Source organism: Bradyrhizobium sp. IC3195 (genome assembly GCF_020193585.1).
GTDB classification, from domain to species: domain Bacteria; phylum Pseudomonadota; class Alphaproteobacteria; order Rhizobiales; family Xanthobacteraceae; genus Bradyrhizobium; species Bradyrhizobium yuanmingense.
Genome location: NZ_JADYVG010000015.1, coordinates 48,750 through 62,632 on the forward strand (window position 1 = coordinate 48,750; position 13,883 = coordinate 62,632).

The window sequence follows — 13,883 nt, forward strand, 5'->3', positions numbered from 1 at the left end:
GGGGGGATGACTTTGCAGATCGAGATCGTGGCGGATCTGAAGACGACGCTTGGCGAAGGCCCGCTTTGGGACACCGAGCAGCAGCGTCTGTACTGGATAGACAGCATCGATGGTCGCGTTTTTCGTGCGACCGCAGATGGACGCGAGCTTCGCGCCTGGGATGTTGGAGCGAAAATCGGCTCGATGGCGCTTCGTCGCGACGGTACGCATGCGCTCGTCGCGCTGCAATCGGGCGTGCATGATCTCGATCTGGAGAGCGGGGAGCTGAAGCTGATCGCGGCCCCCGAGGCACATTTGCCGCGCAATCGATTGAATGACGGCAAAGTCGATCGCCGCGGGCGTTTCGTGTTCGGTTCCATGGATACACTGGAGGATCAGGCCTCCGGCCGTCTCTACCGGCTCGATCCCGATCTCTCGCTGCACGTCCTGGATGAGAAGATCATCGTGTCCAATGGCCCGTGCTGGAGCCCGGACGACCAGACCTTCTATTTCGCCGACACCTGGACTGGAGAAATCTGGGCCTACGACTATGACATAGAGACTGGCGCTGCGACCAAGCGGCGCCGTTTCGCGCCAGTAGATCGCTCAAACGGCGGTGCTGCCGATGGCGCCACAGTCGATGCAGAAGGATTTCTTTGGCAAGCGCTTGTTTATGATGGAAAGCTCGTACGCTACGCGCCCGACGGCAGCGTTGAGCGCGTTATTCAGATGCCGGTGCGCAAGGTCACGAGCGTGATGTTCGGTGGTCCCAACCTCGACATTCTCTATGTGACCTCCATGGCGAAGCCGCCCTTGCCGCGATTTCCCGATGACGGACAGCAGCGCGGGGCCCTATTTGCAATCAAGGGGCTTGGCGTCCGGGGCATACCGGAGCCGCGGTTCGCCAGCTGACCTCGCGAAAAGCTGCCTCGTCATCAATTGGCAGGCGAGGAGATCCATCGTGCACAAGCGCGATGGGCACTCCTGATCCGGCTGTCCTGCCATCAAAGCCGAAAATTCCGCGGCCGCCGCCGCTTACCGCTACCGATTAGCTCTTGAGGTTTCACATGGCCAGGTCTGGCAAGGTCATTCTCACTTGCGCCTTAACCGGCGCGATCCACACGCCCTCAATGTCCGCGCACCTGCCGGTGACACCGGAGGAGATCATCGAAGAGGGCGTGCGAGCTGCGGAAGCGGGAGCTGCGATTCTGCATGTGCATGCACGCAACCCGAAAACTGGTCAGCCGGACCAATCGGTCGAAGGATTTGCGAAGATTCTCCCGGAGTTGAGCCGCAGATCGGGGGCCGTGATCAACATCACGACCGGCGGCAGCCCATTCATGACAGTCGCCGAACGCGTGGAGCCCGCCCGGCATTTCCGGCCTGAGCTGGCCTCGCTCAACATGGGCTCCTTCAACTTCGGCCTGTTTCCGATGCTCGAGCGTTATCACGAGTTCACCCATCAGTGGGAACGCGAGCACCTGGAGTCCTCACGCGACCTCGTTTTCCGTAACACCTTTGCCGAGATCGAGCAGGTCCTCGCATTGTGCGCGCCCAGTGGCACGCGATTTGAATTCGAATGCTACGATGTCGGCCACCTCTATAATCTTAAGCACTTTGTCGACCGCGGAGTGGTGCGGCCGCCGTTCTTCATCCAGTCCGTCTTCGGTTTGCTCGGCGGGATCGGGGCGCATCATGAGGACATCGTCACCATGCGCCGCACGGCCGAGCGGCTGTTCGGCGACGACTATGTCTGGTCGGTACTCGGCGCGGGCGCCGCGCAGATGCGCATAGGCGCCATGGCTGCGGCAATGGGCGGCAATATCCGCGTGGGACTCGAGGACAGCCTTTGGGCGGGGCCTGGCAAGCTCGCCACCTCCAGCGCCGAGCAAGTGAGGCTAGCCCGCTCGATCCTGAAAGGACTCGGATTAGAGGCAGCAACCCCGGACGAGGCTCGTGTCATGCTGAAGTTGAAAGGGACGAGCGATGTCGGCTTCTGAGTGCGATCTTGTGGCGACCTTTTGCGAATGAGACCGGCGCCAGCTCAGCAAGGCAGCCAAGGGCCACCGATCAGCGTTCGGGGCGAAGACAGGAGAGCTCGGTGAGCTGTGAATAGCGTCCGGCTCTCTGCCGTGAGCGCGTGCGTCGTCGTCGCCTAGACTTCGCTGGGCATAGACGAACACGAAATGGTCTCACGTTCCGCAGGACGAGCCGATGGCGGTTCAATGTGACCAGCCGGCCTAATCGTCGCGTTTTCGGGTTCGAGCATGAGTTCAAATAGCATTGCATGCGCGCGCCGCACCATACGACATATCGCCACGTGTCAATTCGGCGCTTGGACGAAAAAAAGGTGATCGACCGCAAAGAACAGAGACGTTCTACGCGGCTTAATAGGGAGGGCAGGATGATGCGAGAACAGGCGAAAAGTGTCCACCGCTCGCCCAGATATGACGCTGACGGCTGGACCCACTGGCCGGATCATGAGGTCGAGAGCACCCAGCTGAGACGCCTGCTGGGAGATGCTCAAGAGGGCGCAAGCTTCGTGTCCGAGTGCCTCATGATTGCCGGCAAGATCGTTGTCGGCGACGACGAGAGCTGGCTCGAGGAGTGGCGTGCCCTGGCCGACCGGATCGCAAGGCGCGCGCGCCTCTCAAGCGCAGAAGGCCACTTTACGACGGCAAGGAACGAATGGCTGCGCGCCTTGAACTATTATCGCACAGCTTCCGCCTTTCTTGTTCGCAGCGATCCGAGAATTCCCGAACTGTCTCGCATTGCCAACTCATGTGCCGAGGCCTTCCTGGAAGTGCTGTCTCCGCGTGGAGAGGTGCTCGAGATCCGCTTCGGTACCAATTTGCTCCAAGGCTATCTCATTCGTTCATCGGCCGCGCCGCGCAAATCCCCGGTGGTCGTGGCCATCGGCGAGGAAAGAGATACGAAAGAAGACCTATTGGTGAGATTTCAGTCTCATGCCATTGCGAACGGCCTGTCATTGCTCGTTACCGACCTGCCGCGAGAGATCGAGCGCTTCCAGGATCGACCGGTCCACCATTATCAATGCGTGGCTCTACGTCGCTGGTTGGATTATCTACTCAGCCGCGATGACGTCGATCAGAGGCGAATCGCCTTGATAGGCGATGGTCTTGGAGGGGCCCTTGCCACACGCGTGGCGGCAACCGAAACGAGGTGGGCTGCTGCCGTTTGCGACGGCGGATTTTGGGATGATCTCGAGCACAGATATGTCACCGCCAGCCTCTTCGGTCCAGATATAAAACTATCCCCGTTCTGTAAGCTTGCCCGTCAGATCAAATGTCCATCCTTGGTCGTTGTGGGAGAGCACGACTATGTCAGCCTGGAGGATATCACTGCCTTGCATGAGCACTGCCGCGCCGCCGGCGTACCCATGGATCTCAAGATCTTCAAGGGCGAGGAGACCGGTTCATCGCACCGGCAACTCGACAATCCGAGCATTGGGCGGCAGTTTATCTTCGATTGGCTCAGAGACAAACTGCGCATCGACCGAAACGACCAGGCGCCTAGCATTCCAACGCGAAAGAATTGCGTAAAGAACGCTCGGCCGCTGGCGCTCAATGATACCCGCACGGCGTCGAGGGCCTAGGGCGCGAATTCAATTGGGATCAATCGCTCTCGCGCTCGGCGTCCGGTGCGCACAATCTGCTCATAAATCCTTCGGAGCCGAATGGCTCCTGTAATATAGCCACTCACACGTCCGGCTTGCTTGCATCCAGCTCGAGCTGAAGGGCCACTTTCTCCATTCTGCGCTTGATGGTCGAAAGCACTTCTCTGAAATCTTGCAGCCTTTCGTGCCCAAGATCTGCAAAAATCGTCTCATCCAGTTTTCTGCGCTTGGCTGCAAGGCTCGTAATTGCCTTACGAGCCTTTTCGGTCAGCGACATCAAAACGACCCTGCCATCCGCCGGAGAGGCAGTGCGAGATACGAAGCCCCCCTTTTCCAGCATTTTGGTCTCTGCGGTCACGAACGGGGAGCGGACGTTGATCTTCGCCGAAACATCTCCGACGGACACGCCTGCACCCTGATCCAGATCGGCAATCGCCATTAGGATCAGCCATTGGGGGCCGCTGACGCCAAGTGCCTTTGCCCAGGTCCGCCGAATGTCCTCCAGATGCACATTGATGGCCGCAATGTCCCAACCGACTTCTCCTATGATTCGGTCCGACGGAGCGGTTTGTTTGCTTGTCCTGTGACCTTTCGCGCTCAGCGAGGGCTGCTGCCGGGTCGTATCTCGGGACATGATCCGAGACCTCCTCTTCATTATTTCGCCAACTTACCTAACCCGGTTTGCAACACGCAGCAACAATGCGGGTGCGGTGGTGTGTTGCTCGAATACCACGACTCTTTCCCGAATCGACACTTCGCTAACTTATATCAGTTGCGTATATAAGTAACTTATATAATGTCCATCCCGTGACGGAGCGGCCCCTCGGTCGCACGTCAAGCAAATCGATCCATTCGCGCGTGGCGAAGACGTCGAGGTGCGCGAAACGAGAAGCAACAGTCGTGAACTTGGGATCATTCTTCGGCAACCGCCCATAAGGGCCGCAGAAGATGTTGGAGGGCTTTTATGAAGACGTTTAACCGAATGCTCTGCGGTTCGGCCGCTGCGCTCAGCTTGATGGGTGGTGCACAGGCGGCCGACCTGCCGGCCAAGGCAGGGCCGATTGAATACGTGAAGGTCTGCTCTCTCTATGGCGCCGGGTTCTATTATATCCCCGGCACCGACACATGCATCAAGCTCGGAGGTTATCTGCGCGTTGATGCGGCCTTCAACACCAACTCGATCTACACGCAGGGCGCGGTGAATGGTGCGCCTGGAGCGGGCAATCGCCTGCGCAACTACTATTCCACCAATGCCCGTGAAGATCTGACGATCGATACGCGCACCGCAACACAATACGGTATGCTCCGCACCTTCTTCGATGGTGTGTTCGACTGGGGGTCGGGCGGCTATACCGGCGTTGGGACCAGCGGTGTTAACGGCTCGACGGTTTACGGCGGAACTGGCGTCGCTGGTGGATCGGTTGGTGTCTATCTGGCCTTCATCCAGTTCGCAGGGTTCACGATAGGCAAAACCATCTCCCAGTTCTCAACGCCCTGGATCAATTACCCCGCGAACAACTTTGACGGTCTGCCGGGCGGCGGCGGTGCGGTTACGGGTGTGAATCAGTTTACGTACACCGCTGACTTCGGCCAGGGTATCACGGCATCATTCTCGGCGCAGGATCAGGTCCAATACTACACGACCAACATCTGGAACATCAGCGGCGCGACAGTGGCTGGTCTTGCGACAGGCGCGTACGGCGCGAGCGACATTGCCGGTGCAAGCTCTCCTGACCTTGTCGCTATGCTTCGAGTCGATCAGGCTTGGGGCCTCTTCCAGGCGTCAGTCGCGATGCATGACAATCATGCCGCTTACTACGGCGCCGACGAGACGACCGGTCATCCCGGCGACAAGTGGGGCTGGGCGGGTCAACTGGCCTTGTCAATCAAGAATCTCCCGACCGGTCCGGGTGACACAATCAACGTCCAAGGCGTTTATACGTATGGCGCAAGCCGCTATAATTTCCAGGACCTCGTACCCACCACCTACGCGATGTACGGGGGGGCGGGACTTGCGGGGGTCTACCAGAGCGTCGGCCTTGCCGGTCTCGCCGACTCGGTCTTCGTGGCGGGCTCCGGTCAGGAACTGACCACCACCTACGGCTTCCGTGGCGGCTATACCCACAACTGGGATCCTTACTGGAACACTGGCATCTACGGTGCGTGGGCTGCTGCGCGATATAATAGTGCAGCGAAAGGCTACATCTGCGGTGCATTCGTCGCGGGCCTTGCGCTCTCGAGCGGCGCGGCCGGCTGCAACCCCGACTTCAACTATGCGGTCGCAGGCGTGATCACTCGCTGGACTCCGGTCAAGAACCTGACCTTCTCGGCCGATCTGGCATACAGCGTGCTCGACCAGAAGTATGCGGCCGGCGGCACTGTGGTGTTGCCGGCGCAGACGGGTATTGCCAAGCCCGGAGTGACCTACGAGCTGAAGGACCAGAGCACGGTGAGCTTGCTCCTGCGAGCTCAGCGCAATTGGTGATCTGTTTTGGCAACTAGCACGAAGGAGAAAGGAAGAGGCTTTTAGAATCGAGTTTGACCTCCAGAAGGCCTCCGGCATGCCCGCCGGAGGCCTTTCTAAGAACCGGTTTTTCAGGCCCATGATCCGCGGGACGAGCGGTGCTCCGCCGCTCGCGTCCCATCTGAAGTCTCACGTTGACCGAACGACCCGACAAGTCTGCAACCTTAAGTCCAAAATCAAGAATGGGCTGAGCAAACTTGACGTAGGGGCAAATTTGTGATCACATATCCGAAATTAAGACTTGGGGGGACCCGCGAAGGTGAAGGACAAGAAACCGCTGCCGCTACTGCCGTCCGTTGCCCGGGACTCGATGGCGGATCAGGTTTACCGGCATTTGCGTGACGGCGTAATGGCCGGCCGCTTCGCGCCGGGCCAGAGGCTGACAATTCGAGGACTTGCCGAGGCGTTGGGTTCGAGCCCGATGCCGGTGCGCGAGGCGCTCCGCCGCCTGCAGGCTGAAGGTGCATTCGAGTTCAGCGACACGGCGCGCCTGAGCGTCGTTCATCTGTCAGGCGCGCAATTGCGCGACGTGCGCGATGCACGGGTGGCGCTTGAGGGGCTTCTTGCCGAGCGCGCGGCAATCCGCATGACGGGCGTTGACGATAGTGAGGTCGCTGAGCTCTATGATCGTCTCCAGGCGGCGGCCGATGCAGTCGATGTGCCCGCTTATCTATCGGCGAATTTCGCCTTTCATAGGCGGATCTATGAGATCGCTCAAGCACCCATCATCCTTGGTGCGGTCGAGAATTTCTGGGTTCTGATTGGCCCGTGCTTCGTGCTCGTTGCGCCCGACGCCGCGCACCTGCGTCGCTCCATGGATGCTCATCGCCGCATCCTTGATGCGCTGACGCATCGCGACGGCCCCGCCGCCCGCGCGGCTGTGACCGATGACATCATGCAGGCGGCCAATTGCCTCTCGCGCGTTATCGACAAACCCGTAAAGAAGCGATCGGCGGCCGCTCCGAAAGGCAGGCGCGGAAACGCCTCTGCCTGAGGATCCTGCAGCGGTTCATGCCTTATCCCGAGCTGTGTGTCTGAACACGTCAGGCGCATCTTTATCTCCGCGATCGTCGATTGTGCGGACGCAAGCGGAACTTCCTGGGTCGCTCCTTTGCGGGAGCGCCTTCGAAGACTCGTGCGCACGAGACAGAGCTATCCACGTCATTCGAGCTTGTTCACGCAAATCCAGAACCTACGCAGGGGACTTGAATGTTGGGAAATCAATCACGCCGCAGCTTTCTCAAGCTGGCGGCGAGCGGCAGTGCGATGTTCACGCCGGGCCTTTTTACCGGGTCTGCAAATGCACAGGGTGGTCCGACGCTCACGGTGGCCTGGGGCACGGATATCGATTCCTTCGATCCGGCGCAATTCAAGTCCGACGGCGCTTATATCGTTCAGGCAAACATCTACGACACGGTGCTGAGCTGGGGTGCAGAGCCAGTCGCCGGATCGCCTAACCTTGCGATTTCCAAGCCCGCTGTTTTCGCAAGCGGCATCGGCGAAAGCTGGACGTATGAGAACGACAACAAAACCCTTGTCGTCAACATCCGTCGTGGCCTGAAATTTCCGAGCGGCCGGCCGGTGAATGCGAACGCGGTGAAATATCTCTTCGACCGTGGGCTGCAATCTTCCGGCTACATGCGGCTCATCTTTCCAACCATGATCGGGGTGACGGAGGCAGATCAATTCGAGGTGCGCGACGATAGTACCTTTGCGATCAACCTGCCGGCGCCGAGTGCCATGTTGCTCGACGTGCTGTCCTTGTCCAACAACGCACTTCTTGATCCCGAAGAGATCAAGCTGCACGCGACCGCCGACGATCCTTGGGCCTCTCAATGGCTTAAGCGCAACACGGCCGGGCTCGGGCCCTATAAAGCCGTCAGAAACGAGCCAGGCGTCGAGGTGGTCCTGGAAGCCACACAAGGCTATTGGGGGGCGTCACCCTATTTCAAGCGCATCGTCATCAAATCAACGGCGAATGAGGCTGACCGGATTCTCCTGCTTAAGCGCAAAGCCATCGACATGGTGATCGGACCCAACTCGATGTCGCCGAAGAATCTTAAGAGCCTTGAGGGCGAGCCGGGTCTCAATGTCGTGTCGTTGCCCGACACCAATTGCAATTTTCTCTGCATGAATCTGAAGAAAAAACCGTTCGATAACGTGAAAGTTCGCCAGGCGATCAATTACGCGATGCCGATCCACGCAATCATCCCGAACGTCCTCTACGGTTATGGCGAACAGATGAAAAGCCCGATCGCAGCTCAAACGCCCGGCCATGATGGTTCGCTCTCGCCGTACAATTACGATGTCGCCAAAGCAAAATCACTGATGGCGGAAGCTGGGCTCGGCTCGGAGCCGATCCCGGTCAAGCTCGCGGTGCGTGTTGGATATGCGCCGCATGAGCAAGCAGCGATATGGATTCAGCGCGAACTGGAGAAAATCGGATTCCGGGTCAGCATCGAGAAGGAGACTGACGCGACCTTCCGCCAACTGTCATCGAGCGGCGGGCACGAGCTGTCGATTGAAACGTGGCAGTCCTGGATCAACGACCCATTCTATCACCTCTATTGGAATTTTCACAGCAAAGCCAGTGCGACCAACAAGGGGGGCTACGCCAATCCTGCCCTCGACAAGATCATCGACGAGAATATCCGAGAGGCTGATCCAGCCAGGCGCATGGCCGCAGTCAAGGACGCGCAGAAGATTCTTCTGGATGACGCGGCCTGGGGTCTGCTTTGGTATGACAATTGGGCGAGGGTGACTCGTTCCGAGCTCGCGGGCGTTGCGAAGTACTGGGATTCCTTCGAGCGCTTCAACAAGATGAAGCTGAGTTGAGAGCGGCCTGGACGCGCTGACAAGATCATGTCGTTCTTCGCTTTCGTGCTTCGCCAGTCACTCTTTGCTGACGCCGACCCTATTCGGCGTCAGCGTGACCGGCTTTCTTCGTCTATCTGTTGCCCGGTAATCCCACCCTCGTGAAGGCCGGCGCCATGGCGACGCCCGAATACGTGGCTCGGCGTCATCGCGCATTCGCCCTCAAGGATCGGATGCCTCGGCTGGTTAGGGACCTGGCCGCGGACCGGCGAGGCGGCAAGTCAAGCCCTTTTTCTTCATCACCTCTCGGCCGGGTCAGCTCGCTTGAGCGCGGAGGGAGGCAACTGTCGGAGACGTTCATGTCGATAGAACTGTTGATGCTCGGCGACCAACCGGTGTCCCGCCTTGCCGCTCGTACCAGGCTTGCCGAAGAGAGCGGATTTGAAACCGTCTGGCTTGCGGATGAGCGCTTCTACCGCGAAACCTACTCGTGTCTGTCCTATCTGGCCGGGCAAACCTCACGCGTCAAGCTTGGTCCCTGCGTGACCGATCCGTTCGCGCGCCACCCGGCTTTGACCGCCATGGCCCTGGGCACCCTCGATGAAATCTCGAAGGGGCGCACCATTCTCGGCATCGGCGCGGGTGTCTCCGGCTTCGCCGAGCTCGGGATCCAATCGCGCAAGCCGCCTCTCGCTATTCGCGAAGCCGTCGATCTGATTCGTCAGCTCATGGCCGGGCAGGAGGTCGACTACCAGGGCGAGATCATTCGATTTCACCGCGGCCGATTGAATTTCACGCCGCCGCGCGCGCGCGTCCCTGTTCGCGTCGCAAGCAATGGTCCGCTCGGTCAGAAAATGGGCGGCGCAGTCGCCGATGGCGTGATGATGGAAGGGTGCGGCTCTGTCGACGAAGCAAAGGCCTTCGCGTCGGCCGTCGCTGAGGGGGCGACAAAGGCCGGCCGTTCTCCGGGCGAGATCAAGCTTGTCGCGCGCCTTGATTGCTGTATCGCCAATGACGGTAAGCAGGCGCGCGATATATTGCGCCCTTCAGTGACGCGGATCATTGCGCAAGCCACTTCGCGGTTCTACACGCTTCAGACACAGGGACTTACATTGCCAAAAGAGGTCGTCGATGCCATTGGTCCAGTCCCTTATGCTGCCGGCGTCGCCCCGTTCGCCGCATTATTTCCTCTCGTCACCGACCGCCATGTCGATGCTCTCACCCTCTGCGGGACTGTCGAAGAGGTGACCCAGCACGTCATTGACCTCCGCCGCGCCGGCGTCACCGGCTTCAACATCTTTCCGGTTCCGGCTCCTGGCGTCAGTTACGAAGACGTCATCATGCGCTTCGGAACGCAAGTCTGGCCGGCCGTCGAGGCGGCTTTCGCGAAGGCGTCTCGCGATCGGCAGGCATAAGCCTCGAGCCAACTTTTTTCCCAAAAGAGGACTGGCAGTCTCCTCGCGGGCTCTTTGCGCCGCGCTGATCGAAGCCCTGCCAGGGATGTGTCGGATGACGCGTGTAGCTTGGCGTCGGAGACGAGCGGGATGGTGAAGACGAGTGGCTCGTGCTTGGCGGACAGCGGTACTTATCGGCGCCCGATTATCCCAAACATAAGGATCTGCCGAAGCTTGGCCTTCAGGCTATCAAAGCTCGTTCGTCCTCTCTGAGCAATATTCATAAGGAGCAAATGATGACGACGGTCGTCTATATCCTGACCGCCTTGAAAACCGGTGTCGACCCGGACGAATATGAACGCTTCGAGCGCGAGGTTGACTATCCGTTTACAGCAAAGCTGAAGACGATCATCAGCTATCGGATTCATCGCCTGACGGAGCCGGTGCCGTTCGACGGCGGCCCCTGGGATTACATCGAGCGCATCGAGGTGACCGATCGCGCCGCCTATGAGGCGGAGCTCGCCACATCCGCCAAGGATCTGATCGACCTGATACACAACAAATATCTGGACGAGTCGAAGCTGAAGTTGATCTGGTCTAGGAGAATCGATCCATGAGTGCGGGCGAATGTGATCTCAACGGCAAGGTCGCCCTTGTCACCGGCTCCTCATCAGGCACCGGCGCTGCAATCGCAGTCGAGCTCGCGCGGCGTGGGGCGCGTGTCGCGGTGCATTGCCGGCGTGCTTTGAGCGAGGGCGAAAGCATTGTCGCTCGCATCGCCGCGATCGGTGGAAAAGCGATGCTGTTTCCGGTTGACCTAAGAGACCCAGAGGCGGCGGCAGCGCTTGTATGCCGGGTCACAGAGCGACTGGGAGCCTTAGGCATCCTAGTCAACAATGCGGGTCCCTATTCAGATACACCGTTTCGGTCGCTATCCTTGTCGGAGTGGGAGACGGTCATGGCGGTGAATCTAAGGACCCCGTACCAGCTTGCTCAAAGCGCGATCACAGGCATGGAGCGAATGGGCTGGGGCCGGATCATCAATGTGAGCGCAACCTCGGCCTATGCGAGGTCGCATTCGGTATACGGGCTTGCCAAAGAGGCTTTGATCCATTTGACGCAGTGCCTCGCGCTCGAATTTGCGCCGCTCGTCACGGTCAACGCGATCGTACCCGGCCAGATCGCCAGCGAGCGTACCAATATGATGGCCGACTACAAGGCCAGCGTCGTCATGGAAACACCGATGGCGCGACTGGTCACCGAACAGGAGGTCGCCCGGATGGTGGCGTTTCTCTGTACATCGGAGTTTTCCGCGGTGACGGGACAATCAATCGTCATGGACGGCGGACGATCGCTGCCGCGCACGCTGAAACTCAACCTCACGACGACCAGTTAGGTCTCCGGCTGCGCCAGAGCGCGCGACATTCGGTGCGGGTGCTTTCCGATGCTGATTCGTTCGCGCGTCAAAATCCATCGTATCTTGCAGGAATCATTCACTTACCTCCAGTCTTTCGTGGAGTATCACCGCTAGTTTCCAGCGAAGGCAGTCAGATCGCCGAGAAACGACGTCTTCCCGGTGCTAGTTTGCCCGTAGACCCGAGGGGAAATGCAATGGGGCGGGATCCTATGTGAGGCCAATCGGCAGCTGGCCGCAGTATTGGCGCCTGACCTTGAGCCTCATCCGCGGCAAGTGTGAGCTAGCTTTCGTTGCACGGGTGACACGAAGGACCGTATCTCAGCGCGGCGCAAGGCGGGATGTCATGGAATGACGCGCGGGCAACATTGCCTATTCATTCGGACCAGCGGATTGATTGCGGTCGGCGGATCGGGCTGACTGGGAGAGCGGCACAAAGTCGATCTTGGTCGAGAGAGCTTGAAAGGCTCGGCGCCCCCCCCCAAAGAACGGCGCAGGGCATCTGATAGAGTCTGCCAAACGAGCCTTATATCCAGTGCGAACAAGTCATCACTACGAACCAATTCGGGCGTTCTGCAGGCCGGTGCGCTCGGAATACTGCTGTACGAAGACAGGCGGCGCTCGCCGGGAGGTGTCATGAAGATCGCCGTTGCCAAGGAAATCGATCCGTCGGAGCCGCGTGTCGCCGCTTCGCCTGATACGGTGAAGAAGTTTAGGGCGCTGGGCGCCGAAATCGCCGTGGAGCCGGGCGCCGGCATCAAGTCGGGCCTGCCGGATTCCGAATTCACCGCTGTGGGCGCCACCGTCAGTGCTGACGCGCTGAAGGATGCCGACATCATCATCAAGGTGAAGCGTCCCGAGGCCTCCGAGCTTGCGCAGTACAAGCGCGGCGCACTCGTCATCGCCATCATGGATCCTTACGGCAACGAGGCCGCGCTGAAGACGATGGCCGATGCCGGCATTGCCGCTTTCGCGATGGAACTGATGCCGCGCATCACCCGTGCGCAGGTGATGGACGTGCTGTCCTCGCAGGCCAACCTCGCCGGTTACCGCGCCGTAATCGAGGGCGCCGAGGCGTTCGGCCGCGCCTTTCCGATGATGATGACTGCGGCCGGCACCGTGCCCGCTGCCAAGGTGTTCGTGATGGGCGTCGGCGTTGCGGGCCTCCAGGCGATCGCGACCGCGCGCCGCCTCGGCGCCGTCGTGACCGCGACCGACGTCCGGCCCGCGACGAAGGAGCAAGTGGAGTCGCTCGGTGCGAAATTCCTCGCGGTCGAGGACGAGGAGTTCAAGAACGCGCAGACCGCTGGCGGCTACGCCAAGGAAATGTCGAGGGAATACCAGGCCAAGCAGGCCGCGCTAACCGCCGAGCACATCAAGAAGCAGGACATCGTCATCACCACCGCGCTGATTCCGGGCCGTCCGGCGCCGAAGCTGGTCAGTGCCGACATGGTCAGGTCGATGAAGCCGGGCTCGGTGCTGGTCGATCTCGCGGTCGAACGCGGCGGCAATGTCGAAGGTGCGAAGCCGGGCGAGGTCGTCGACCTCGATGGCATCAAGATCGTCGGCTACACCAACGTCGCCGGCCGCGTGGCGGCCTCGGCCTCCGGCCTCTATGCCCGCAATCTGTTCGCCTTCATCGAGACCATGGTCGACAAGAAGGAGAAGAAGCTCGCCGTGAACTGGGACGACGAGCTGGTCAAGGCCACGGCGCTGACGAAAGACGGCGCCGTCATCCACCCGAACTTCCAGCCCAAGTCAGCTTAATTGGGCGTAAGGAGAGATCTCCATGGAGCACGCTGCACAGGTCGTCGACCCCTTCATCTTCCGGCTGTCGATCTTCGTCCTCGCCGTCTTCGTCGGCTATTTCGTGGTGTGGTCGGTGACGCCGGCGCTGCACACGCCGCTGATGAGCGTGACCAACGCGATCTCCTCGGTGATCGTGGTCGGCGCGCTGCTTGCCGGCGGCGTCGCCAATGTCTCGAGCGGCTCGGGCTGGGCCCGTGCCTTCGGCTTCGTTGCGCTGATCTTTGCCTGCATCAATATCTTCGGCGGGTTCCTTGTCACCCAGCGCATGCTGGCGATGTACAAAAAGAAGTCGAAGTGAGCGGCCACCTCGGG

12 protein-coding genes are annotated in these 13,883 nt (G+C 59.9%); 11 read left to right on the forward strand and 1 reads right to left on the reverse strand.

The features are described 5' to 3' along the window. The first annotated feature begins 12 nt into the window (after positions 1 to 12). The 3 genes from I6F09_RS25060 to I6F09_RS25070 all read left to right on the forward strand — a co-directional run bounded on the left by I6F09_RS25060 (position 13) and on the right by I6F09_RS25070 (position 3,595). Complete coding sequence (locus I6F09_RS25060; protein WP_346656695.1) at positions 13 to 891, forward strand: SMP-30/gluconolactonase/LRE family protein; 879 nt, start codon at positions 13 to 15, stop codon at positions 889 to 891. 155 nt (positions 892 to 1,046) lie between these two features. Further along, positions 1,047 to 1,979 carry a 3-keto-5-aminohexanoate cleavage protein gene (locus I6F09_RS25065; protein WP_225183966.1) on the forward strand — a complete coding sequence of 311 codons (933 nt, stop codon included), beginning with the start codon at positions 1,047 to 1,049 and terminating at the stop codon, positions 1,977 to 1,979. Positions 1,980 to 2,383: 404 nt separating this feature from the next. Continuing rightward, positions 2,384 to 3,595: a dienelactone hydrolase family protein gene (locus tag I6F09_RS25070; RefSeq protein ID WP_225183967.1), complete on the forward strand. Its 1,212-nt coding sequence runs from the start codon at positions 2,384 to 2,386 to the stop codon at positions 3,593 to 3,595. 103 nt (positions 3,596 to 3,698) lie between these two features. Here I6F09_RS25070 and I6F09_RS25075 read toward each other — a convergent pair whose 3' ends face one another. Next, complete coding sequence (locus I6F09_RS25075; RefSeq protein WP_225131295.1) at positions 3,699 to 4,250, reverse strand: MarR family winged helix-turn-helix transcriptional regulator; 552 nt, start codon at positions 4,248 to 4,250, stop codon at positions 3,699 to 3,701. A 330-nt stretch (positions 4,251 to 4,580) separates the two neighbouring features. On the opposite strand from I6F09_RS25075, the gene I6F09_RS25080 reads away from it, so the two are divergent. The 8 genes from I6F09_RS25080 (at position 4,581) to I6F09_RS25115 (ending at position 13,869) form a co-directional block, all read left to right on the forward strand. Further along, a complete protein-coding gene (locus tag I6F09_RS25080) occupies positions 4,581 to 6,101 on the forward strand; it encodes a porin (RefSeq protein WP_225189279.1) in 1,521 nt (506 codons plus the stop codon). Positions 6,102 to 6,399: 298 nt separating this feature from the next. Then, positions 6,400 to 7,134 (forward strand): GntR family transcriptional regulator, encoded by a 735-nt coding sequence (locus tag I6F09_RS25085; protein WP_225131290.1) that lies wholly within the window; start codon positions 6,400 to 6,402, stop codon positions 7,132 to 7,134. Between the two features lie 215 nt (positions 7,135 to 7,349). After that, positions 7,350 to 8,975 carry an ABC transporter substrate-binding protein gene (locus tag I6F09_RS25090; protein ID WP_225189280.1) on the forward strand — a complete coding sequence of 542 codons (1,626 nt, stop codon included), beginning with the start codon at positions 7,350 to 7,352 and terminating at the stop codon, positions 8,973 to 8,975. 338 nt (positions 8,976 to 9,313) lie between these two features. Further along, positions 9,314 to 10,369 (forward strand): LLM class flavin-dependent oxidoreductase, encoded by a 1,056-nt coding sequence (locus I6F09_RS25095; protein WP_225189281.1) that lies wholly within the window; start codon positions 9,314 to 9,316, stop codon positions 10,367 to 10,369. A 149-nt stretch (positions 10,370 to 10,518) separates the two neighbouring features. Next, positions 10,519 to 10,965: a hypothetical protein gene (locus I6F09_RS25100; protein WP_225183970.1), complete on the forward strand. Its 447-nt coding sequence runs from the start codon at positions 10,519 to 10,521 to the stop codon at positions 10,963 to 10,965. Then, complete coding sequence (locus I6F09_RS25105; RefSeq protein ID WP_225131283.1) at positions 10,962 to 11,744, forward strand: SDR family NAD(P)-dependent oxidoreductase; 783 nt, start codon at positions 10,962 to 10,964, stop codon at positions 11,742 to 11,744. The genes I6F09_RS25100 and I6F09_RS25105 overlap by 4 nt, the downstream gene beginning before the upstream one ends. 654 nt (positions 11,745 to 12,398) lie before the next feature. Then, positions 12,399 to 13,529, forward strand: coding sequence for a Re/Si-specific NAD(P)(+) transhydrogenase subunit alpha (locus I6F09_RS25110; protein ID WP_225189282.1), 1,131 nt, complete (start codon positions 12,399 to 12,401; stop codon positions 13,527 to 13,529). 22 nt (positions 13,530 to 13,551) lie between these two features. Then, positions 13,552 to 13,869, forward strand: a complete 318-nt coding sequence (locus I6F09_RS25115; RefSeq protein WP_014492434.1) for a proton-translocating transhydrogenase family protein — start codon at positions 13,552 to 13,554, stop codon at positions 13,867 to 13,869. Positions 13,870 to 13,883 lie beyond the last annotated feature (14 nt).

Coding starts and splice junctions, on each gene's coding strand:
- I6F09_RS25065 (WP_225183966.1), top strand. CDS start 1,047: ATGGCCAGGTCTGGCAAGGTCATTCTCACTTGCGCCTTAACCGGCGCG.
- I6F09_RS25070 (WP_225183967.1), top strand. CDS start 2,384: ATGATGCGAGAACAGGCGAAAAGTGTCCACCGCTCGCCCAGATATGAC.
- I6F09_RS25075 (WP_225131295.1), bottom strand. CDS start 4,250: ATGTCCCGAGATACGACCCGGCAGCAGCCCTCGCTGAGCGCGAAAGGT.
- I6F09_RS25080 (WP_225189279.1), top strand. CDS start 4,581: ATGAAGACGTTTAACCGAATGCTCTGCGGTTCGGCCGCTGCGCTCAGC.
- I6F09_RS25090 (WP_225189280.1), top strand. CDS start 7,350: ATGTTGGGAAATCAATCACGCCGCAGCTTTCTCAAGCTGGCGGCGAGC.
- I6F09_RS25095 (WP_225189281.1), top strand. CDS start 9,314: ATGTCGATAGAACTGTTGATGCTCGGCGACCAACCGGTGTCCCGCCTT.
- I6F09_RS25105 (WP_225131283.1), top strand. CDS start 10,962: ATGAGTGCGGGCGAATGTGATCTCAACGGCAAGGTCGCCCTTGTCACC.
- I6F09_RS25110 (WP_225189282.1), top strand. CDS start 12,399: ATGAAGATCGCCGTTGCCAAGGAAATCGATCCGTCGGAGCCGCGTGTC.
- I6F09_RS25115 (WP_014492434.1), top strand. CDS start 13,552: ATGGAGCACGCTGCACAGGTCGTCGACCCCTTCATCTTCCGGCTGTCG.